Origin of the sequence: Actinoplanes sp. NPDC048967 (genome assembly GCF_040649415.1) — a bacterium.
Classification (GTDB): Bacteria; Actinomycetota; Actinomycetes; order Mycobacteriales; family Micromonosporaceae; genus Actinoplanes.
The window spans coordinates 243,648-264,855 of record NZ_JBEZFL010000002.1 but is presented as its reverse complement, the minus strand read 5'-3'; the positions used below and the strand labels follow the sequence as shown (position 1 = coordinate 264,855).

The window sequence follows — 21,208 nt, the reverse complement described above, 5'->3', positions numbered from 1 at the left end:
GCCGAAATCGGGGAAACAATTCCGGAATCCGACCGGTGCTAATCTGGGCGTTCTCCTCTCCAGACCTCGTACGGACGGCCCGCGCACCGCTATGACCATGATCAGCGTCGTCGTTCCCGCGTGGAGCGTTCAGGGATATCTCGCCGAGGCGCTGTCCTCGGTCCTCGATCAGCAGACGGTGGACGCCGAGGTGATCGGCGTGGATGACGCGTCGCCGGATCACAGCGGCGAGGTCCTCGACGAGCGGGCCGCCCGCGACTCCCGGTTGACTGTGGTGCACCTCACGACCAACGGCGGCCCCGGCCCGGCCCGCAACGCCGGCCTGGAGCAGGCCACCGGCGAGTACGTCTGGTTCGTCGACGGTGACGACCGGATCGTGCCCGGCGCGCTCGCCGCGGTGGAGGCCCGGCTGCGCGAGGAGAAGCCGGACGTGCTGGTCGTCGGGGCCGCGCGGGAACGGTGGAACAGGTCGGTGTCCGGCTGGCGTACGCCGGGGTCCGCGGCCACCGGGGCCGAGGCGTTGACCCGGGCGGCACCTCCGCTCGGCGCGCTGATCGTGCGCCGGCAGTTCCTGCTCGACTCCGGCATCCGCTTCCGGCCGGGCTGGTACGAGGACGTGGCTTTCGCGTACGCGGTGCTGGCCGAGGCGGGCACTGTCACGACCTTCGAGCCGGCCTGTTACATCCGCCGGCTGGACCGCGACGGCTCGATCCGCACCACCCGCTCGCCCCGGCACGCCGACGCGGTCGCCCAGTACGACGACGCGCTGAGCCGTCCCGTGGTCGCCGCCGCGTCTGGAAAGCTGCGCCGGCGCGCGCTGGACCGGGCCGTCACCGAGCTGCTCACGATCGTCGAGGACGACAGCCGTACGCCCCGCGCGGCCCGCCGGGCGATGTTCACCGCGGTGTCGGAGCTGCTGCGCAAGCACGAGGCCGGGGCCGCCGCCCGTCCCGGTGGCGCCGCCGGCCTGCGGCTCAAGCTGCTCTCCGCTGACTCCTTCAGCGGCTACCGGGCGTTGCGCGGCGTGGCCGGCTTGGCGCGCTCGGTTCGCCGGGTGCCGCGTACGGCCAAAGCCCGCCTGCGCAAGCCGGCCCTGCGCTGGTACTACAAGTGGCAGCTGCGCCGCCCGATCGACGAGAGCCTGGCCGTGTACGCCGCGTACTGGTATCGCGGTTATGCCTGCAACCCGGCCGCCATCTACGAGAAGGCCAAGGAGCTGGCCCCCGGCGTCCGCGGCGTCTGGGTGGTCAAGCGGGGCCACCGGCCGCTGCCCGAGGGCGTCGACCACGTCATCGCCGGCAGCCGGGCCTACTACCGCACCATCGCCCGCGCCAAGTATCTGATCAACAACGCCACCTTCCCGCCGGAGGTGGTGAAGCGGCCGGGTGCGGTCCACGTGCAGACGCACCACGGCACGCCGCTCAAGACCATGGGCCTCGACCAGCCGAAGTTCCCGGCCTCCACGGCCACCTTCAACGCCGAGCGGATGCGCCGCAACATCGCCAAGTGGGATTTCAGCATCACCGCCAACCGGCACACCACCCTGCTCTGGGACCGGCAGTTCCCGATCCGGGGCGAGACGCTGGAGACCGGCTATCCGCGCAACGACCGGCTGGCCCTGGCCACCGAGTCGGACGTCGCGGCCGCCCGCGCCGAGCTCGGCCTGGCGCCCGGCGAGCGGGTGGTGCTGTACACCCCGACCCACCGCGAGTGGCACGCGACCTTCACCCCGGTGCTCGACGTCGACGCGCTGGCCGAGGCGCTGGGCCCGGACACCCGGGTGCTGCTGCGCGGCCACTACTTCTACGGCCTGGCCGGCTTCCCGGCCCTGCACCCACGGGTCACCGACGTGTCCGCGTTCCCCTCGGTGGAGACGCTCTACCTGGCCGCCGACGCGCTGATCACCGACTTCTCCTCGGTGATGTTCGACTATGCCGTGCTGGACCGGCCGCTGATCATCTTCGCGCCGGACTGGGAGATCTACCGGGCGGTGCGGGGCGTCACGTTCGACCTGGAGACCGAGCACCCGGGCACGTTCACCCGGACGTTCGACGAGCTGGTGGCCGCGTTCCGCACCGGCCAGGTGGACAGCCCCGAGGCCACCGCGGCCCGGGCCCGCTTCCGGGCGCGGTTCTGTGCCCTGGAGGACGGCCACGCCGCCGAGCGCGTGGTCCGGCGGGTGTTCGCCGATGTCTGAGCCCATGACCGAGCCGATGTCCGGGCGGATCCCCGGTCTGGTCAGCGTGATCGTGCCGATCTACAACGTCGAGCCCTTCCTGCGCGACTGCCTCGACTCGCTGCGCGCGCAGACCTACGCCGACCTCCAGGTGCTGATGGTCGACGACGGCAGCACCGACGGGTCCGCGGCCATCGCGGCTGAGTTCGCGGCGGCGGATCCCCGTTTCGAGATCATCCGGCAGGCCAACGCCGGGCTCAGCGCCGCCCGCAACGTGGCCGTGCCGGCCGCGCGGGGCGAATACCTGGCCTTCGTCGACAGTGACGACGTGCTGGCCGCGCACGCGTACGAGCTGCTGGTGCAGGCGCTGGCCGGCGGCGCGGACTTCGCCAGCGGTGCCGTCCGGCGGTACTCCTCACGCGGTGCGTACCGCGGGGCGCCGCACAACGAGGCGATCGCCACCACCGACCTGAACACGCACGTCACCCGCCGGCCGGAGCTGCTGCGCGACCGCACGATCTGGAACAAGCTGTACCGCCGCGACTTCTACGACGCGCACGGCTTCGAGTTCCCGGTCGGCCGGCTCTTCGAGGACGTGCCGGTCACCGTGCCGGCGCACGCCCTGGCCACCAGCGTCGCGGTCGTCAACGAGCCGATCTACTTCTGGCGGGTCCGCGAGGGCGCGGTCCGCTCGATCACCCAGTCCAACAATGACCTGCGCAACCTCGTCGACCGCTTCTTCTCGGTCGAGCTGACCCGCAAGCTGCTCACCGACGCCGGCCAGGACGAGCTCCGCCGGGTGTACGAGGAACAGGCGGTCTGGGACAAGCTCAGCAGCTACCTCCGGTTCCTGCCGGCGGCCTCGCCGGAGTTCCGCGAGACGTTCATGCGGCTGGCCACCGATTATCTCGCCGAGCTCGACCCGGGAGCGGTCGACCGGCAGCCGGCCAAGGTCCGCAAGCACTGGCAGCTGATCCGGGACCGCCGCATCGACGACCTGGTCGAGCTGATCGACCGCGGCTTCCGCAAGCCCAAGGCGGCAGCGCAGCGCCCGCTGGAGTCCGCGGTCCGCAGCCTGGTCTGGCGCGACGGCCGGCTGGAGCTGACCGGCTACGCCTACGTGCCCGGCGGCCCGCCGCGCCGGTTCGGCTCGATGCGGCTGCTGTGGCTCTCCAGCGACGGCGGCCGGCGCCGCCTCCCGCTGCGGGCGCGGGCCCACCGTGATCCCGAGGCCCGCCCGGCCGAGCAGGCCGCGGGCTTCACCGTCTCGATCGATCCGGCCGTGATGCGCAACGGCAAGGTGTGGCGCAGCGGCAGCTGGACGGTCGCGGTCGCCGCCGCCCGCGGCATCACGGTCCGCCGCGCCGGCCTGCGGATGCCCGAGGGCTGGAGCGATCCGCTGCCCCGCCGGCAACTGGAGCCCGGTGTCTGGGTCGCCCCGATCGAGACCAAGGGCCGGCTGCGGCTGCGGATCAGCAAGTCGGACGGCTGGCTCACCGCTAGCCACCGTGACGGCGACCACCTGGTGCTGCGGGGCATGCTGCGCAGCCGCCCGGCGGGCCCGGTCCGGATCGAGCTGAGCCGGGTCCGCGGCATCGTCACGCACCGGGTGCCGGCCGAGGTGAGCCCGGTCCCGGACGGCTTCGCTTTCACCGCGCGGTTCCCGCTGGCCGGCATCGGCCTCGACGTCACCGACGACAACCACGCCGCCGGCCTGTACGCCCAGCGCTTCCAGATCGACATCGTGGTCCGGGACAAGCCGGTCCAGCTCGTCGCCGACGACGGCTACGAGCCGTTGCGCACGGTCCGGGGCACCGACGAGGTCTACACCGCCGTCTCGGCCGCCGGCCACGTCTTCCTGCGCACCCGCCCGGCCGGCCCGGTGGTGACGTCCGCGGACTGGCGTCCCGACGGTGCCCTCGTGCTCAGCGGCGACAGCCCGGCGGACGTCGAGGGGGAGCTGCTGCTGCGGCTGCGCGGCCGCCGCAAGGACCTCAGCCTGCCGCTGCGGGCGGTGGACGGGCGCTGGCAGGTGGTCGTCGACCCGGCCGCGATGCCCGGTCTCGCCGGACCGTTGCCGCTGGTGGCGGGCATGTGGGATCTGTCGTTCCGGTCCGCCGGGGTGCACCACCCGACCATCGCCAGTCTCGGTTTCACCGGCGCGGTCACCGCGGGCCTGCCGACCTCGGCGACCGCCGCCGACGGGGTGCGCACGGTGCTGCGCTCGGCCGGCGAGGAGCGCACCGTCCTGGTCGTCGAGACTCCCGAGCCCGACCCGGCCGAGCAGGACCGTCTGCGCGCCGCGTACGCCTCGCCCGGTGCCCGGCCCGCCCTGCGGGACGCGGTCCTCTTCGACGCCGCACCGGGCCGGCGCTTCGCCGACGACCCGGCCGCTCTGCTGGCCGAGCTGACCCGCCGGCCGCAGGCCCCGCCCGCCCGCTGGACGGTCGAGCGTGGCCAGCCGGTGCCGTCCGGCGCCGAGCCGGTCACCCACGGCAGCGAGGCCTGGTACGCCGCCCTGACCACCAGCCGCTGGATCGTCACCAACGACGACCTGCCGCGCTGGTTCCGCCCGGCCGACGGTCAGATGGTGCTCCGGCTCGGCGGTGGCTGGCCGATCGCCCGCACCGGGGCCACGGCGGTCGCCCACCCGCTCGGCCAGGAGCTGATCGACCAGCTCGACTCCGACGCGGCGAGCTGGACGGCCCTGGCGTCGCCGGGCCCCTCGGCCACCCCCGTGCTGCGCCGGGAGCTGCGGTTCGGCGGCCCGGTTCTGGAGTGGGGCCGCCCGGCCGACGACCTGCTCACCACCATGGACGCCGAGACCGCCCGGGCCGCGGTGCTCGCGCGCCTGGCGCTGCCCGCCGACACCCGGCTGATCCTGTACGCACCCACCCGGCGCCCGATGGACTGGCGCAAGCGGGGCTGGAGCGACCCCGGCAAGCTGCTGGATCTGCCCACCGTCGTGGCCGCCCTGCCGCCCGGCCACACGTTGCTCGTCCGCCGGCACCCGGCGCTCGGCGACGACGTGCTGGGCCTGGTGCCCGGCGTGCTCGACGTGTCCGGATACCCGCAGGTGGGCGAGCTGCTGCTGGCCGCTGACGCACTGATCACCGACTACTCGACCCTGCTGGCCGACTTCGCGGTCACCGGCCGGCCGGTCCTGCTCTACGTGCCCGACCGGGCGGAGTTCCAGGCTTCGCCGGGGCTCAACGTCGACCTCGGCGCCGTGGCTCCCGGACCGCTGCTGAGCACCTCCGCCGAGGTGGCCGCGGCGCTGGGTGCGCTCGACACCGTCGCCGCCGAACACGCGGGGGCCGCCAAGGCGTTCGCGGAGACATATGCGACCGCGCGGGACGGCCGGGCGGCCGAGCGGCTGGTCGACTGGTTGCTCGCAGCTGTCCGAAAGGGGAGTGGCAGTGGAGGCGACGTGACTGAGGCCACTATCGTTTTGCCATGACCTCCATCGCGCTCGCTGAGGAACTCCTCCTCCTCGCGTACGACGACCAGACCGGCAAGGCGACCGGTTCCCGCATCGGGCTCGACCTCGGTATGTCCGCGGCCGTGCTGGTGGACCTCGCGTTGGCCGGCCGGATCGCCTACGTGAACGGCAACCTCGTCGTCAACGACCCGACCCCGATCGGCGACCCGATCGCCGACCTGGTGCTCGCCAAAGCCGCCGCTGACGACCCGCACACCCCCGCGCAGTGGGTGCAGCGGCTGCGCCACAACCTCCGTAACCGGGTCCTGCAGGATCTGATCGAGCGGGGCGTGGTGCGTGACGTGGACGAGACCCAGATGGGTCACATCCACGTGCACCGCTATCCGACCGCTGACCCCGCGTTCGAGGCGGAGATCCGCAAGCGGCTGGCCGAGGCGCTGATCACCGACGCGCCGCCGGACGAGCGGACCGCGGCCCTGGCCACGCTGCTCGTGGCGACCCGGATGGAGCCGGCCCTGCGGCTGCCGCCGGAGGAGGCCGCCCGGGCCCACCAGCGGCTGGAGCAGATCGCCAGCGGAGCGGGCTTCTCCGGCACGATGAACCTCGAGGACTCGATCGTGCGCCCGAGCGTCGCCCTGGTGGTGGCCACCCTGAGCCGGGCGATCAGCGCGGCGCTGGGCGCCCCGAAGGTGATCTGACGCGGGACCGGGGCCCTGGCGGCCCCGGCCACCAGCGGTCAGGCCAGGCCGAGCGCGGCCGAGATCTCCGGGCGCAGCCCGCTGTCCAGGGCGGCCACGGCGCGTGACCGGGCGGCGGTCAGGTCACCGTCGGTCACCGGCTCGACCACTTCCAGGTACGCCTTGAGCTTCGGCTCGGTGCCGGACGGCCGGATGACCACCCGGGCCCGCGCCGTCCGCAGGGTCAGCACGTCGGCGTCCGGCAGGCGGTCCTCGACCTCGGTCACGGCATCGCCGAGCAGGCTCTTCGGCGGGTCCTGGCGGATCCGGGCCATGGTGCTCGTGATCAGGCCGAGGTCCTCGACCCGCAGCGAGACCTGCCCGGTGCGGTGCACGCCGAACTCGGCGTCCAGCTCGTCGAGGTGGTCGGCCAGGGAACGCCCCTCGGCCTTGAGCGTGGCGGCCAGGTCGGCCACGGTCACCGCCGCGGTGATGCCGTCCTTGTCGCGGACCAGCCCCGGCGCGACGCAGTAGCCCAGCGCCTCCTCGTAGCCGTACGCGAGCTCCTCGGCGCCGCGGACGATCCACTTGAAGCCGGTCAGGGTCTCCGCGTACGGAACGCCCCGGGCGGTGCACAGAGCCCGCAGCAGCGTCGAGGAGACGATCGTGGTGGCGTACGTGCCCGGCACGCCGCGCCGGATCAGGTGGTCGGCGAGCAGCACGCCCAGCTCGTCCCCGCTCAGCGGCCGCCAGCTGCCCGGCTCGGCGCCGGGGATCGCGATGGCACACCGGTCGGCGTCCGGGTCGTTGGCGATGGCCAGGTCGGCGCCGGTCCGTCCGGCCAGGTCCAGCAGCAGGTCCATCGCGCCCGGCTCCTCCGGGTTGGGGAACGCGACGGTCGGGAACGCCGGATCCGGCTCGGCCTGCTCGGCGACCACGGCCGGAGCGGCGAAACCGGCCGCGGCGAACGTCGCGGCGAGCACCTTGCCACCGACCCCGTGCAGCGGCGTGTACGCCACCTTCAGGTCACGGGGGCCGGCGGCGACGACAGCGGCCGCGCTGTCCACGTACCCCTGGATGATCGTCTCGTCGAGGACCGTGCCGGGCTCACCCAGCGGGACCTCGGTCACGGGCCCGACCGCCTGGATGGCGGCCTCGATGCCCGCATCGGCGGGCGGGACGATCTGCGCGCCGGCACCGGCCGGACCGCCCAGCTGAGCGCCCAGGTAGACCTTGTAGCCGTTGTCCTGAGGCGGGTTGTGACTGGCGGTGACCATGACCCCGGCCACGGCGTCCAGCTGTCGCACCGCGTACGCCAGCACCGGCGTCGGCAGCGGGCGGGGGAGCAGCAGGGCCGCGCGCCCGGCCGCCGTGGCCACCCGGGCGGTCTGCTCGGCGAACTCCCGGGAGCCGTACCGGGCGTCGTACCCGATGACCAGCGGTCCCTGCCCGCCCTGCGCGCCCAGCCAGCCGATCAGGCCGGCCGCGGCGCGGGTGACCACCGCGAGGTTCATCCCGTTCGGCCCGGCCCGCAGCCGGCCGCGCAGCCCGGCCGTGCCGAAGGTCAGCGGGCCGGCGAACCGGTCGGCGAGCTCGTCGGCGCTCTCCGGGAGCCGCGCGAGCAGCTCCCGGATCTCGTCACGCGCGGCCGGGTCGGGATCGTCGGCCAGCCAGGTCTCGGCCAGCCTGCGGAGATCGTCAGTTGCCATGCTCTGTGGATAGCACGGCCCGGCGGGTCAGCTCGACTTGAGGGTGAAGGTCTTGGCCATCTCGTCGAAGTACTGCTTGCTGTCGGCGAACTTCGCCTCGGTGGTGGTGAGATAGAAGGAGTACATCTTGCCGTCGGTGGTGGTCTGCCGCCAGATCCCGTGCCGCATGGTGTCGCCCTCGCCGCACGTGTACTCGAACTGGGCGGCCGGCAGCCCGGAGATCTCGACGTCGGTCGTGCCCAGGTGCTTGAACGGCTTCGGGCAGGCCTTGGACTTCTTCAGCGTGCCCGGCGCGGTCGTGTCGGCGAACTTGCGGGGAGCGATCGAACCCTTCTCGACCAGCACCCGGACCTTCGTCGACTTGTCCTCGGGGTTGATGTAGTCGACCCAGTTGCCGGTCGCGGCGCGTTCCCAAGCCTTGGGCACCTTGACCGTGACGGCCTTGTCACCCTTGTAGTCCTGGGTCGCGAACGAGGCCGGCACCACCTGGTTGGCCGCGGGCGGCTGGTTGGGCGGGGTGCCGGGGTCGTCGTCCCCGCTCAGGGCGACCACCAGCACCAGCAGCACCACCACGGCCAGCGCACCACCACCGGCGGCGAGCTGGGTGTTGCGCGGCCAGCCCTTGACCGTGGTGACGGCCTTGTCGGTCGTCCGGCGCACGGTGGCGACCGTGTTGTCGATCATGGCGCGGCGCTTGGCCGCCGGGCTGGTCACCACCGTGCCGGGCAGCGGGTCACGGGCCGCGCGGGCACCGTCCCACTGCCGGCGCGGGGGCAGCACGCTGGTCGCGTCGCTCTCCGAACCCCCGGACGGCGGAATCACGCTGGTCCGGTCGTTGTCCATCGGCGGCGGAGGCGGATAGGCCCCGGTCGGGGCGCCGGCCGCGGCGGCCTCGGCCGCGCGGCGCCGGCCCCCACCGCTGCCCTGCTTGAGCTTGGCCAGGCGCCCGGTCAGCGACTCGCCGGGCGCGAGCATGGCCCGGCCGCCGATCTGGCCGGAGGGCTTCGGCTGGGCGGGCGGGATCGGCTGGGTCTCGGCCGCCGGCGGGCGCTGCGACGGGACCACCGAGTACGGATCCGTCATCATGTGCGGCGGGGCCTTGCTGGCCAGCGGGCCGGCGAGCTGCTGGCGCAGCATCGTCCGGGCGGTCGGCACGTCGAAGCGGCGGGCCGGGTCCTTCTCCAGCAGGCCCATCAGCACCGGCGTCAGCGAGCCGGCGCGGACGGCCGGGGTCGGCGGGTCCTCGACGACGGCGTGCATCGTCTCGATCGGGTCACCCTTGTCGAACGGCGGCCGGCCCTCGATCGCGGTGTAGAGCGTGACACCCAGGGAGAACAGGTCGCTGGGCGGGCCGAAGTCGCTGCCCATGGCCCGCTCGGGCGAGATGAAGTGCGGCGAGCCGAGCACCATGCCGGGCGTGGTGAGCTGCACGTCGGTGGGCATCCGGGCCACGCCGAAGTCGGTCAGCACGCAGCGGCCGTCGGTGCAGATCAGCACGTTGGCCGGCTTGACGTCGCGGTGCAGCACGCCGTGCGCGTGCGCCACCTCGAGCGCGCCGAGCAGGGCGATGCCGATCTTGGCCACCACCCGCGGGTTGACCGGGCCGTCCTCGATCACCATGTCGGCGAGGCTGCGCGCCTCCAGCAGCTCCATGACGATCCACGGCCGGCCGTTCTCGTGCACCACGTCGTAGACCTGCACGACCGCCGGGTGCTGCAGGGCGGCCGCGGCGCGGGCCTCGCGCATCGTGCGCTCGTACATCGAGTCGCGGTCACTGGGCGCCAGGCCGGGCGGGAGGATGACCTCCTTGATGGCAACGTCACGGCGCAGCAGCGTGTCCGCTGCCCGCCAGACCGTGCCCATGCCACCGTGCCCGACCGCGGCACGAAGTGTGTACCGCCCGCCGATGAGCGTGCCCGGGGCTGCGCGTCCGCTGGTCGGGGCGGAGTTGCCACCGCTCCACGTCGGAATCTGAGTCACGAAGATGCCACCGAAGGGGGTGTAGGGGGCTGTCGGCCAACTCCGCTATCTTGCCGGTTCCCACCCCTTTTCGGAAAGTCGCTGGAAGGGTGTTCTGGTGAACTCGACCGTGGGTAGCCGAGAGGTCGCGTACAGTGGAACTTTTCGGACGCTGAGTGCAAAATCCCTCACCTGCCTGTGCTTAACGCTGCTTTAGGATCGTCCTTGTGAACGCAGAATCCGGGTTCGAGATCAAGCCGGTGTACCACCGCGACGACGTGGCCCCGGACGTCGACGAGCGGCTCGGTGAGCCCGGTGCCTATCCGTACACCCGGGGCGTCTACCCGACCATGTACACCCAGCGCCCGTGGACCATGCGCCAGTACGCCGGCTTCGGCACCGCGGTGGAGTCCAACGCCCGCTACCACCAGCTGCTGGCCGCCGGCACGATGGGCCTGTCCGTCGCCTTCGACCTGCCCACCCAGATGGGTTACGACTCCGACGACCCGATCGCCCACGGCGAGGTCGGCAAGGTCGGCGTGGCCATCGACTCGATCGACGACATGCGGCAGCTGTTCGCCGGGATCCCGCTCGACAAGGTCTCCACGTCGATGACGATCAACGCGCCCGGCTCGCTCCTGCTCCTGCTCTACCAACTGGTGGCCGAGGAGCAGGGCGTGCCCGGGGCGGCGCTGACCGGCACGATCCAGAACGACATCCTGAAGGAATACATCGCCCGCGGGACGTACATCTTCCCGCCCAAGCCGTCGCTGCGGCTGGTCGCCGACACGTTCGCCTACTGCCGGACCGAGATCCCGAAGTGGAACACCATCTCCATCTCGGGCTACCACATGGCCGAGGCCGGCGCGACGCCCGCCCAGGAGATCGCGTTCACGCTGGCCAACGGCATCGAGTACGTGCGCGCGGCGATCGCGGCCGGGCTGGCCGTCGACGACTTCGCGCCCCGGCTGTCGTTCTTCTTCGTCGCCCGCACCACGCTGCTGGAGGAGATCGCCAAGTTCCGCGCCGCCCGGCGGATGTGGGCCCGGATCATGCGCGACGAGTTCGGGGCGAAGAATCCCAAGTCGCTGATGCTGCGGTTCCACACCCAGACCGCCGGCGTGCAGCTCACCGCCCAGCAGCCGGAGGTCAACCTGGTCCGGGTGGCGATCCAGGCGCTCGGCGCGGTGGCCGGTGGCACCCAGTCGTTGCACACCAACGCGTACGACGAGGCCATCGCGCTGCCCACCCAGAAGTCGGCCCGGCTGGCCCTGCGCACCCAGCAGGTCCTCGCGTACGAGAGCGGCCTGGTGGACACCGTCGACCCGTTCGCCGGCTCGTACGTCATCGAGGCCATGACCGACGAGGTGGAGGCGGCGGCGACCGCGCTGATCGAGCGGGTGTTCAGCTTCGGGTCCTCGGTGGACGCCATCGAGCAGGGCTTCCAGAAGCAGGAGATCGAAAGCTCGGCGTACCGGATCTCCCAGCAGATCGACGACGGCGAGCGGGTGGTCGTCGGGGTCAACCGCTTCGCGAGCGACGAGGAGGAGAAGTACGAGCCGCTGCGCGTCGACCCGGTCATCGAGGCCGACCAGGCCGCCCGGCTCAAGAAGCTGCGCGCCGATCGGGACTCCGCGGCGGTCGAGGCGGCCCTGGCCGACCTGCGCAAGGCGGCCGAGGGCACCGAGAACGTGCTGCCGCCGATGCGGGAGGCCTTGCGGCTGCGTGCCACCGTGGGCGAGGTCTGCACCACGTTGCGCGGGGTGTGGGGCGTGTACCGGCCCGTGGAACACTTTTAGAAGCGTCACCTCGGGTAATTGTTACCCGTTGAAGGAGATGGCGTCCGCACAGTGCTCTTATCAGGGCTTTGGTAACACAGCGCGAGACGATCAATACGGGAATGACGTTGCACAGCGTCACCGGAACAGGTCTAAGCTTTCGCGCGTTGCGGAAACCGGTTCAAATGACGAGAGCGATAGAGAATCCGACGTGACGAGTGCATTGACCGTGCCCGACAGCTCACCCCAGGCCCCTTTCCCGGGGCCCCCGCCCGGCGCCGACCCGCTGCCCGGCCAGCTGGACCGCTGGCTGGCCGCCCGGGGCGCCGAGCTCGTGGCCATCCGGCGGCACATCCACGCGCACCCGGAGCCGTCGAACGCCGAGTTCGAGACCGCCGCCCTGATCGCGCGTGAGCTGGCCGTCGCCGGCCTGACCCCGCAGCTGCTGCCCAAGGGCAACGGCCTGATCTGCGACATCGGCGAGGGCGACCGGGTGATCGCCTTCCGCGCGGACCTGGACGCCCTGCCGCTGCAGGACACCAAGGACGTGCCGTACCGCTCGACGGTCGCCAAGGTCGCCCACGCCTGCGGTCACGACGTGCACACCACCGTTCTGCTCGGACTCGGTCTGGCCCTGGCCCAGCTCAACGAGCAGGGCGAGCTGCCCGGCCGGGTGCGGCTGATCTTCCAGCCGGCCGAGGAGTACGTGCCCTCCGGCGCCCCGGAGGTGATCGCCTCCGGCGCGCTCAAGGACGTCGTGGGGATCTTCGCGCTGCACTGCTACCCGCAGCTGCCGGCCGGCCTGGTCGGGGTCCGCTCCGGCCCGTTCACGGCGGCCGCCGACACCGTCGAGGTGCGCCTCACCGGCCCCGGCGGGCACACCGCCCGGCCGCACCTGACCGCCGACCTGGTGCACGCGCTGGGCCGGGTCATCGTCGACGTCCCCGCCCTGCTGGACCGGCGTGTCGACCCCCGCGCGGGCGTCTCCATGGTCTGGGGCGCGGTGCAGGCCGGCGAGGCGTTCAACGCGATCCCCGGCGAGGGCTACGTCCGCGGCACCGTCCGCATCCTCAACCGCGAAGCCTGGCGCGAAGCCCCGGAGCTGATCACCAAGCTGATCCGCGACGTGGTCGCCCCGACCGGCGCCGAGGTCGAGGTCAAATACAACCGCGGCGTGCCGCCGGTGATCAACGACCGGATGGCGGCCGCGGTGATCGCGGGCGCGGCCGGCGCGGCGCTGGGCGCGGACCGCGTGGTCGAGGCCGAGATCAGCATGGGCGGCGAGGACTTCGCCTTCTACCTGGACAACGTCCCGGGCGCGATGATCCGGCTCGGCACGGGCACGCCGGGCTCCGAGGTCAAATACGACCTGCACACCTCGAACTTCGACGTCGACGAGAAGTGCATCGGCTACGGGGTGCGGGTGATGGTCCACACCGCGCTGGCGGCGCTGTCGACGGGGGCGTTCTGAAGCTTCGGATCAAGGGCCGGATCAAGGGCCGGATCAAGGTCATGTCGTGCCTGGTTGCAGGGCACTGACCGTCGCTCCCGCCGAGACCGGGCGAGGGTGGCCAATCGCCTAGCGGCTCATGGACGGCCACCCTCACCCTGCCAGGTCCGTGCGTTTTCCGGCCTTACTCCCCGGACTTCTCCTCACCCGTGGGTGGGGCGTCCTTGCTGGTGGAGGACGGCTGATGAGGCTGGGCGGGCTGGGTCTGGGCGGGCTGGGTCTGGGCGGGCTGGGTCTGGGCGGGCTGGGTCTGGGCGGGCTGGGCGGGCTGCGGCTGGGCCGGCTGCGGCTGGGTCGGCTGGGTCGGTGCGGGCTGGGCCGGTTGTGTTTGGGTCGGCTGGGTTTGGGCCGGCTGGGGGCGGGGTGGGTAGGTTCGGGCCGGGCCGGCCATTGCGTAGGCCGGCATGGCCGGTGGGGCGAGCGGGGTTCGGGCCGGGCGGCGGGCGCGGTTGCGGCGGTAGAGCCAGATGATTCCCCAGGCCGGCAGGGCCAGGACGAGCAGCCACGGGAGCAGCCAGCCCAGCACGGTCAGCACGACCCCCAGCGACGCCAGCAGGCCCTTCCAGCCGTTCTGCAGACCGGCCAGGAAGCCCGGTGCGCCCTCTTCCTCCTCGACTGCCACGGCGTCGGGGTCGAGCAAGACCACCGTGATCGTCGACAGCGCGGTCAGGTCGGCCAGGCGGCGCTTCTTCGCCTGCAGGGAGGCCAGGTCCGCCTCCCGGGTCGCCACTTCGCGTTCCAGCATCACCAGGTCGTTGAGCGACTTGGCCTGGGCCAGCAGTTTGCGGCCGCTGTCCACCCGGGCCTGCTGGGTGGCGATCCGGGCGTCCAGGTCGATGGTCTGTTCGGTGACGTCCTCGGTGTTGATGCCGCGCTGTTCCTCCTTGCCCAGCCCGGCCAGCTGGTCCACCACGGGGTTGAACTTCTCGGCCGGTACGCGCAGCTCGAGGGTGGCGTCCTGCGAGCCGGAGCCGCTGTTGCGTTTGTCGCCGCTGATGAAGCCGCCGGCCCCGGTCGCGATGCCGGCGGCGCGGGCGGCGGCGATGTTCACGTCCTCGACGCGGACCGTGATGGCGCCGGTGTAGACGATCGAGCGCTGGTCCACGCCCAGGTCGGGTGCCTGGGCCGCCTGATCCTTGCCACGCTCGGCGGTGTCCGCCTCACCCTTGGCGGGAGCCTCGGCCGGGGCCGGCTCGCCGAGCTGAGGGGCACTGCCCGCCGAAGAGGCGCTGTTGTCCGCGCTGTCGCCGCTGCAACCGGCGAGAGCCAACGTCACGGCCAGTCCGGCAGCGCTGAGCGCCGCGGTGATCCTTCGTCGAGCACGCATGGATACTCCGTTCCCCGTTGAGGTCTGCCCCCTGGGACGTGCGGCGCGCGGGAGCCGGTTCCGGCAGACTGCGACATGAGCGGTCACGATTCGGCACCGGAGGGCTCACGTGCGCGTCACGAAGTTCACGCATTCCTGTCTACGTCTCGAGGGTGGCGACGCCGTCCTGGTCGTCGACCCGGGGGCGTTCAGCGAACGGTCGGCGCTGACCGGCGCCGACGCTGTCCTGATCACCCACGAGCACTTCGACCATCTCGACGTTGACGGGCTCGTCGATACCGTGGCCCAGCGGCCTGACCTGCGGGTCTTCGCGCACCCCGACGTGCTGCCCAAGCTGACCGCCGTCGCCGACGTGGTCACCGGGGTCGAGGCGGGCACCGAGTTCACCGCGGCGGGCTTCACCGTCCGGGCGTACGGCGGGCAGCACGCCGTGATCCACCCCGAGATCCCCCGGATCGCGAACCTGGGCTTCCTGATCGCCGACGACTCCGGCTCGGTCTACACCCCCGGCGACTCGTTCACCGCGCCCGACGAGCACGTCGACACGCTGTTCGTGCCGCTCAACGCGCCCTGGCTCAAGCTCAGCGAAGCGATCGAATTCGTCCGCGCGGTCAAGCCGGGCCGGGCCTTCGCGCTGCACGACTCCCTGCTCACCGAGACCGGCGCGCAGGTCTCCGACGGTCACCTCGAACGCCTCGGCGGCACCCGGTACGCCCGCGTCGCGCCCGGCACGACGCTGGACTGACGTGCCGACCAGCACCGAGGACGTGATCCGGGCGCTCTACGAGGCGCCGCCGGAGGGTTTCGTCGCGGGCCGGGCCGCCGCGATCGACGAGGCGAAGCGGGCCGGCGACAAGGAGACCGCCAAGCGGCTGGCCGCGCTGCGCAAGCCGACCGTGGCGGCCTGGCTGGTGAACCTGCTCGCCCTGCGCCGCCCGGAGCTGATCGACGAGCTGGTGGAGCTGTCCACCGCGCTGCGCTCGGCCCAGCGCAGCCTGCAGGGCGAGCAGTTGCGCGAGCTGTCCACGCAACGCCGGCAGGTGGTGTCCGCCCTGGTCAACGCCGCGCAGAAGCTTGCCCTGGAGGACGACCCGGGGCTGCGTACGGTGAAGTTGCCGATGGCCGAGGTCGAGGCGACGCTGACCGCCGCCCTGGCCGAGCCGGACATCGCCGAGCAGGTACGCAGTGGACGGTTGGTCAAAGCGGCCACGTACGCCGGCTTCGGTGAGGTGCCGCGCCCGCGGCTGCGCCTGGTCACCGCCGACGAGCCGGACGAGCAGGACGAGGACGCCGACGAGGACGAGGACGACGAGGCGCCGCCGAACCCGTTCGCTGTCGCCGCGGAGCCCGAGCGGACCGCCCGGCCCTCGGCGCTGGAGGAGCGCAAACGCCGCGCCGCCGAGAAAGCCCGGCAGGAACGAGCGGAACGACGGCGCGAACTCAAACGCCGGCTGACCGCCGCCCGGGCCGCGGAGGCCAAGACCCGGACCCGCCTGGAACGCGCCGAGACGGCCGAGCAGGAGGCCGCCCACGCCGTCGACGAGATCGAGGAACAGCTCGCTGAGCTGGAACGACAGCGGATCGTGGCGCAGGCCGAGGTGTCCCGGCGCAAGCTGGCGCGGCGCTCGGCGGAGCGGGACGCGTCGGCCGCGCGGCGTGAGGTCGGGGACGTCGAGGCGGCCCTGGAGGATCTCGACGCGGATGAACCGGATCAGTAGGCCATTTTCACGAACCGGTCAGGGGGAGCAGAATCGCTCAGGTGACCCCCGAACAGGCAGCCGCCAACGCCAAGCCGGGACTCGCCAACCTCGTCGGGGCGTTCGCCGAGTCCCCGCAGACGCTGCGCCGTGCGCGGTTGATGGGGTTGTCCGGGTGGGCGTACCACGTGTCGGCCCGGGCCGGCGCGCTCGGCGACGTACGCCCGGAGACGGTCGCCGCGGCGATCGGCTTCATCGCCCCCGAGGCGGTGACCGACGGCTGGGAGGCCGCGGCCAAGACGACGCCACCGGTGGAGGTGGCCACCTGGCACCTGCACGAGCTGTGCCGGTGGGGCGTGGACGAGCTCGGTGGCTTCCCCCGGCTGAACCGGTTGCTGGAGCTGGCCAAGCGGGTCGTCGAGGCGGTGGACGCCGCGGGCCTGACGTTGTTCGCGGCGTGGCGGGCGATGCCCGTGCCGGACGCCTCGGCGGGTGCCCAGGCCGCGGTGATGCTGCACCTGCTGCACGAGCACCGGCTGGGCGTGCACGTGGTGGCGGTCCGGGCCAGCGGGCTCACTCCGCTGGAGGCGATCCTCGCGGGCCCGGACGGTGAGACGGACGCGGTGGCGTTCGGCTGGCAGCCGCCGTACCCGTCGCCCGGGCCGATCGTGCGGCGGCTCATGTGGGCCGAGTCGGTGGCCGACTCGCTGGCCGGGCAGGCGTACGCGCGCCTCGACCGGGCCGAGCGGATCGAGCTGATCGGCCTGCTGGCCTCGCTGTCGCACCGGCTGAGCCGCTGAAAAGCGCTTGGTGCGGCCGCGCCGCTGTGCTCAGATCTCCGGGTGACGGAACTGCCCGAGGGCTGGCGTACCCGCCGGCCGACCCTGGACGACGTGCCGGAGCTCCTCCGGCTGACCCACGCGAGCGACATCGCCGCGGTCGGTGAGCCCGACTACACCGCCGAGGAGGTGCGCGCGGCGCTGACCATGCCGCACACCGATCCGGCCCGGGACTGCTGGGTGGCGCTGGACGCCGCCGGTGAGATCGTCGGCTGGGCGTATCCGGACAACCCCTCGGGCGGTGCGCGCGAGTTCATCGAGGTCTACGTGTGGCCCGAGCGTGGGGTGCCCGCCCTGCGCCCGCTGCTCGCCCTGCTGCTCGACCGGGTCACCGAGCGGGGCCGGGAGTTCGGGCACGACCCGTACGCGGTCCGGGCGGGCGCGGTCCCGACCGAGCTGCCGTGGATCTCGGCGCTCACCGACGCCGGTTTCGCCTTCGTCAAGCAGCACGCGCGGATGACCATGGCGCTGGACGGTCCGGTCACCGTCCCGCAGCCGGCGCCCGGTGTCACCGTCCGGCCGCTGCGCCACGACGACGAGGCCGAGCTGCGCCGGTTCCACGCCACCATCGAGGAGGCGTTCCGCGACAGCGACCACGACGCCACCGGCTACGACACCTGGCGGCAGCAGGTGGCCGGCGAGGCGAGCGTCGCCTGGGACGAATGGTTCGTCGGTGAGGTCGACGGCGAGTGGGCCGGGGTGCTCCAGTCCTCCGACTCCAGCGCCGAGGACAACGGCGGATGGGTGCGGTCGCTGGCGGTGCTGCGGCCGTACCGTCGGCGGGGTGTGGGTGCGGCCCTGCTGCACCGGGCCTTCGCGGCCTATGCGGCCAAGGGCCGCACGACGGCCGGCCTCGGGGTTGACCTGGCCAATCCGACCGAGGCCGCGCGGCTCTACCGCGCGGTCGGGATGCGGCCGCTCTACGAGGCCAACATCTACCAGCGGACGGTCTGAGGGGCCAGGGCCTGTCCTACAGCTCCGGCGAGGAGGTGCGGGTGGGCCGCTGGCGCAGCTCGGCCACGTAGTCGTCCGGCGCGCCGGCCTTCTCGGCCGCGTTGGCGATCTCGGAGAGATACCAGGCCGTCGGCATGCCGCCCTCGTAGCCGTCGAAGACGTAGACCCAGGCGCTGAACTCGCCCTCGAGCGTGGAGACACGCACGGTGAGCTTCTGGTACGCACCGGCGGTCACCCCCTCGACCTCGTCGAGCTGGGCGGCGTCCCACGGGTGCACGTCGTAGAGCGAGACGAAGACCCGGTCGCCCGGGGACTCCACGATCGTGGTGACCGCGCCCTCCCAGCCCATGTCGCCCTCGCCGGCGAACGTCAGGCGCCAGCCCTCCACCCACCCGACGCCGACCATGGGCGAGTGCGGGCAGTAGGCCCGCATCCGGGCTGGATCGAGGTTGGAACCGTACGCGGCGTAGTGACCCACGGCGATGACGATAGCCCGGACGGCCGGTGGTGGAGAATACGAGGTGTGCGTGTCGGCACATCTGCGGCACGAAAGCGACAAAACACTGCAATGGAGGTCGGACTATCGTGAGCCGGATCGTGATCATCGGCGGTGGGCCGGGCGGGTACGAGGCGGCGCTCGTCGCCGCACAACTCGACGCGGAGGTCACCCTCGTCGAGGCCGACGGGGCCGGCGGCGCTTGCGTGCTCTCCGACTGCGTGCCGTCGAAGACCTTCATCGCCAGCTCGGAGGTGGTGACGGGGTACCGGCACAACGAGCGCTTCGGTATCCGCTCGGCCGGCCTGGAGGGCGTGACCGTCGACGCCAAGGCCGTCAACGACCGGGTGAAGCGGCTCGCGCTGGCCCAGTCCGGCGACATCCAGGCCAAGCTGATCAAGGCGGGCGTGGACGTGGTGACCGGCCGGGCCCGGATGGGCGAGGACACGCTGGGTCACACCCACCAGGTCCTGATCACCCCCGCGGGCGGCACCGAATACGCGGTCGACGCCACGACGGTGCTGATCGCCACCGGCGCCACCCCGCGGGTGTTGCCCACCGCCGTGCCCGACGGCGAGCGCATCCTCGACTGGCGTCAGGTCTACGACCTCGACGAGCTCCCCAGCCACCTGGTGGTGATCGGCTCGGGTGTCACCGGGGCCGAGTTCGCCAGCGCCTACCTGGCCATGGGCGTGCAGGTCACGCTGGTCTCCAGCCGCGAGCGGGTGATGCCGCACGAGGACGCCGACGCCGCCATGGCCATCGAACGGGTCTTCCGCGAGCGCGGCATGACCATCCTCAACCAGTCCCGTGCCGACTCGGTGGTCAGCACCGGCGACGGGGTGCTGGTCACGCTCTCCGACGGCCGTACGGTCGAGGGCTCACACGCCCTGATGGCCGTCGGCGCCGTGCCCAACACCGCCGAGCTGGGCCTGCGTGAGTACGGCGTGGACGTGGCCAACGGCGGTTACGTGACCGTCGACCGGGTTTCGCGCACCAACGTCCCCGGCATCTACGCCGCCGGCGACTGCACCGGCGTGCTGCCCCTGGCCAGCGTGGCCGCCATGCAGGGCCGGATCGCGGTCTGGCACGCCATGGGCGAGGCCGTGGCGCCGCTGCGCCTGCGGACGGTCTCGGCCAACGTCTTCACCGACCCCGAGCTGGCCACGGTCGGCGTCTCGCAGAACGACGTCGACGCCGGCAAGGTGCCCGCCCGCCAGGTGATGCTCCCGCTGACCGGCAACGCCCGGGCCAAGATGGCGGGCCTCAAGGACGGCTTCGTGAAGCTCTTCTGCCGCCCGGCCACCGGCCAGATCGTCGGCGGCGTGGTGGTGGCGCCCAAGGCCAGCGAGCTGATCCTGCCGATCACGATGGCGATCGAGAACAACCTGACGGTGGACCAGCTGGCCCACACGATCACGATCTACCCGTCGCTGTCCGGGTCGATCGCCGAGGCGGCCCGCCAGCTGATGCTGCACGAGCTGCAGTAGGCGCCGGCGCGCGCAGCGTCCCGGCCGGCCCTGCTTCGTGGGCCGGCCGGGATGCGGGGCCGGCCGGGATGCGGGGCCGGCCGGGACGCGGGGGCCGGGGCGGCGCGCCGGGTTCAGTGCCGCAGGTCGGCCGGGCGGTCCTGCGCCGAAGCGTCGTCGAAGCCGGGCTGCTCGTCGTGCGCGTCCCGCGCCTGGTCGTCGCCGGTCGTGCTCTCGTTGCTCTCCTCGCCGGCCTCCTCGGCGTGGTCCTTGCGGCCGCCGAAGAGGGCCAGGATCCAGCCCGCCGTGCCGAAGATGAGCGCGGCGCAGGCGGCGATCGCGAACAGCCGCCAGGCCGACTGGGTGATCGCGGTGCCGCCGACGTGCCCGACCAGGCCGCCGTAGGTGGCCCAGCACAGTGCCGCCCCGCCGTCGTAGATCACGAAGAGCTTGATCGGATAGCCGCTGCGGCCGGCGTGGTAACCCGCCGCCATCCGGCCGCCGGGGACGAACCGGCAGAGCAGCAGCACCAGCGGGCCGGGCTTGCGCAGGCCGCGGGTGAAGCGCTCGGCGGCCCGGCGGGTCTTCGACTCCGGCTTCTCCGCGTGCTCGTTACGGGGCGCGAAGCGTTGTCGCAAGGCGCTCAGCCGTCCGCTGAGCCAATGGCCGCCGACGTGCCCGGCGGTGCGCCCCAGCACGAACGCGATCGTGTCGCCGGTGAACATGCCCAGGGCGCCGACCGCGATGACCAGCGGGAGGCTCAGGTTGCCGTACACGGTGAGCGCGCCGGACGTGATCATGATGGCCTGGATCGGCACCACCGGGACCATCGCATCGACGGCGAGGAATCCGAAAAGCGCAAGGTACGCCCATGCCGGTGTTGCCATCACGGTCAACAAATCGGTCATCGGTCGGCCACCTCGCGGCTCCAGGGCTCACGGCATTCTCCGTGGGCGCCCCTGAGAATGAGCTGAGTACAGGATGCTCCCTGATCAGGCCCGGCTAAGGGTGATGCCCGCCACGCTACGTGCTCGACGTTGCCGGTGTGGTCCGTGACGCGAGGCATTTCTGCCAATCTCTGGCGATCTAGGTGCGGATAGCCGCTTCTGGTGCGGGCCGGGCACGCGTAGCCTTGGTGCAGTCCCCGATACGCCGGGTCCCCCGTTCCCGGTGTC

Annotated in this window: 15 protein-coding genes; 10 read left to right on the top strand and 5 right to left on the bottom strand. The window is 72.5% G+C overall.

Annotated elements, in window-relative coordinates:
- The first annotated feature begins 91 nt into the window (after positions 1 to 91).
- From AB0C12_RS07915 to AB0C12_RS07905, 3 genes are read left to right on the top strand one after another with little or no spacing between them, the layout of a single operon-like run.
- On the top strand, positions 92 to 2,197 hold the full coding sequence (locus AB0C12_RS07915; RefSeq protein ID WP_360545404.1) for a bifunctional glycosyltransferase family 2 protein/CDP-glycerol:glycerophosphate glycerophosphotransferase: 2,106 nt from the start codon (positions 92 to 94) through the stop codon (positions 2,195 to 2,197).
- Positions 2,190 to 5,636 (top strand): CDP-glycerol glycerophosphotransferase family protein, encoded by a 3,447-nt coding sequence (locus AB0C12_RS07910; RefSeq protein WP_360545402.1) that lies wholly within the window; start codon positions 2,190 to 2,192, stop codon positions 5,634 to 5,636. Before AB0C12_RS07915 ends, AB0C12_RS07910 begins: the two co-directional genes overlap by 8 nt.
- Positions 5,633 to 6,316, top strand: coding sequence for a GPP34 family phosphoprotein (locus tag AB0C12_RS07905; protein ID WP_360545400.1), 684 nt, complete (start codon positions 5,633 to 5,635; stop codon positions 6,314 to 6,316). Before AB0C12_RS07910 ends, AB0C12_RS07905 begins: the two co-directional genes overlap by 4 nt.
- Positions 6,317 to 6,354: 38 nt before the next feature.
- Here the strand turns inward: AB0C12_RS07905 and AB0C12_RS07900 are convergent, their stop codons facing one another.
- Positions 6,355 to 8,004, bottom strand: a complete 1,650-nt coding sequence (locus AB0C12_RS07900; protein WP_360545398.1) for a phospho-sugar mutase — start codon at positions 8,002 to 8,004, stop codon at positions 6,355 to 6,357.
- A 27-nt stretch (positions 8,005 to 8,031) separates the two neighbouring features.
- A complete protein-coding gene (locus tag AB0C12_RS07895) occupies positions 8,032 to 9,984 on the bottom strand; it encodes a serine/threonine-protein kinase (protein WP_360545396.1) in 1,953 nt (650 codons plus the stop codon).
- Positions 9,985 to 10,190: 206 nt separating this feature from the next.
- Between AB0C12_RS07895 and AB0C12_RS07890 the strand changes: the two genes are divergently transcribed.
- Both AB0C12_RS07890 and AB0C12_RS07885 read left to right on the top strand, forming a co-directional pair.
- Positions 10,191 to 11,762: a methylmalonyl-CoA mutase family protein gene (locus AB0C12_RS07890; RefSeq protein WP_360545394.1), complete on the top strand. Its 1,572-nt coding sequence runs from the start codon at positions 10,191 to 10,193 to the stop codon at positions 11,760 to 11,762.
- A 190-nt stretch (positions 11,763 to 11,952) separates the two neighbouring features.
- Positions 11,953 to 13,212: an amidohydrolase gene (locus AB0C12_RS07885; RefSeq protein WP_360545392.1), complete on the top strand. Its 1,260-nt coding sequence runs from the start codon at positions 11,953 to 11,955 to the stop codon at positions 13,210 to 13,212.
- A 163-nt stretch (positions 13,213 to 13,375) separates the two neighbouring features.
- Here AB0C12_RS07885 and AB0C12_RS07880 read toward each other — a convergent pair whose 3' ends face one another.
- A complete protein-coding gene (locus AB0C12_RS07880; RefSeq protein WP_360545390.1) occupies positions 13,376 to 14,578 on the bottom strand; it encodes a DUF4349 domain-containing protein in 1,203 nt (400 codons plus the stop codon).
- Positions 14,579 to 14,687: 109 nt separating this feature from the next.
- On the opposite strand from AB0C12_RS07880, the gene AB0C12_RS07875 reads away from it, so the two are divergent.
- The 4 genes from AB0C12_RS07875 to AB0C12_RS07860 are packed head-to-tail and all read left to right on the top strand — an operon-like array spanning position 14,688 to position 18,068.
- Positions 14,688 to 15,323 carry an MBL fold metallo-hydrolase gene (locus tag AB0C12_RS07875; RefSeq protein WP_360545388.1) on the top strand — a complete coding sequence of 212 codons (636 nt, stop codon included), beginning with the start codon at positions 14,688 to 14,690 and terminating at the stop codon, positions 15,321 to 15,323.
- Between the two features lies 1 nt (position 15,324).
- On the top strand, positions 15,325 to 16,296 hold the full coding sequence (locus tag AB0C12_RS07870) for a hypothetical protein (protein ID WP_360545386.1): 972 nt from the start codon (positions 15,325 to 15,327) through the stop codon (positions 16,294 to 16,296).
- 41 nt (positions 16,297 to 16,337) lie between these two features.
- Positions 16,338 to 17,075, top strand: coding sequence for a hypothetical protein (locus AB0C12_RS07865; RefSeq protein WP_360545384.1), 738 nt, complete (start codon positions 16,338 to 16,340; stop codon positions 17,073 to 17,075).
- 42 nt (positions 17,076 to 17,117) lie between these two features.
- Positions 17,118 to 18,068, top strand: a complete 951-nt coding sequence (locus AB0C12_RS07860; protein WP_360545382.1) for a GNAT family N-acetyltransferase — start codon at positions 17,118 to 17,120, stop codon at positions 18,066 to 18,068.
- A 16-nt stretch (positions 18,069 to 18,084) separates the two neighbouring features.
- Here AB0C12_RS07860 and AB0C12_RS07855 read toward each other — a convergent pair whose 3' ends face one another.
- Positions 18,085 to 18,546: a gamma-glutamylcyclotransferase gene (locus AB0C12_RS07855; RefSeq protein WP_360545380.1), complete on the bottom strand. Its 462-nt coding sequence runs from the start codon at positions 18,544 to 18,546 to the stop codon at positions 18,085 to 18,087.
- 107 nt (positions 18,547 to 18,653) lie between these two features.
- On the opposite strand from AB0C12_RS07855, the gene AB0C12_RS07850 reads away from it, so the two are divergent.
- Positions 18,654 to 20,054 (top strand): NAD(P)H-quinone dehydrogenase, encoded by a 1,401-nt coding sequence (locus AB0C12_RS07850; protein WP_360545378.1) that lies wholly within the window; start codon positions 18,654 to 18,656, stop codon positions 20,052 to 20,054.
- A gap of 113 nt (positions 20,055 to 20,167) precedes the next feature.
- Here the strand turns inward: AB0C12_RS07850 and AB0C12_RS07845 are convergent, their stop codons facing one another.
- Positions 20,168 to 20,941: a DedA family protein gene (locus tag AB0C12_RS07845; RefSeq protein ID WP_360545376.1), complete on the bottom strand. Its 774-nt coding sequence runs from the start codon at positions 20,939 to 20,941 to the stop codon at positions 20,168 to 20,170.
- Positions 20,942 to 21,208 lie beyond the last annotated feature (267 nt).

Excerpts from the sequence above, each read along its gene's own strand:
- AB0C12_RS07845 (WP_360545376.1), bottom strand. The coding sequence starts at position 20,941 with ATGACCGATTTGTTGACCGTGATGGCAACACCGGCATGGGCGTACCTT.
- AB0C12_RS07915 (WP_360545404.1), top strand. The coding sequence starts at position 92 with ATGACCATGATCAGCGTCGTCGTTCCCGCGTGGAGCGTTCAGGGATAT.
- AB0C12_RS07910 (WP_360545402.1), top strand. The coding sequence starts at position 2,190 with ATGTCTGAGCCCATGACCGAGCCGATGTCCGGGCGGATCCCCGGTCTG.
- AB0C12_RS07905 (WP_360545400.1), top strand. The coding sequence starts at position 5,633 with ATGACCTCCATCGCGCTCGCTGAGGAACTCCTCCTCCTCGCGTACGAC.
- AB0C12_RS07900 (WP_360545398.1), bottom strand. The coding sequence starts at position 8,004 with ATGGCAACTGACGATCTCCGCAGGCTGGCCGAGACCTGGCTGGCCGAC.
- AB0C12_RS07880 (WP_360545390.1), bottom strand. The coding sequence starts at position 14,578 with ATGCGTGCTCGACGAAGGATCACCGCGGCGCTCAGCGCTGCCGGACTG.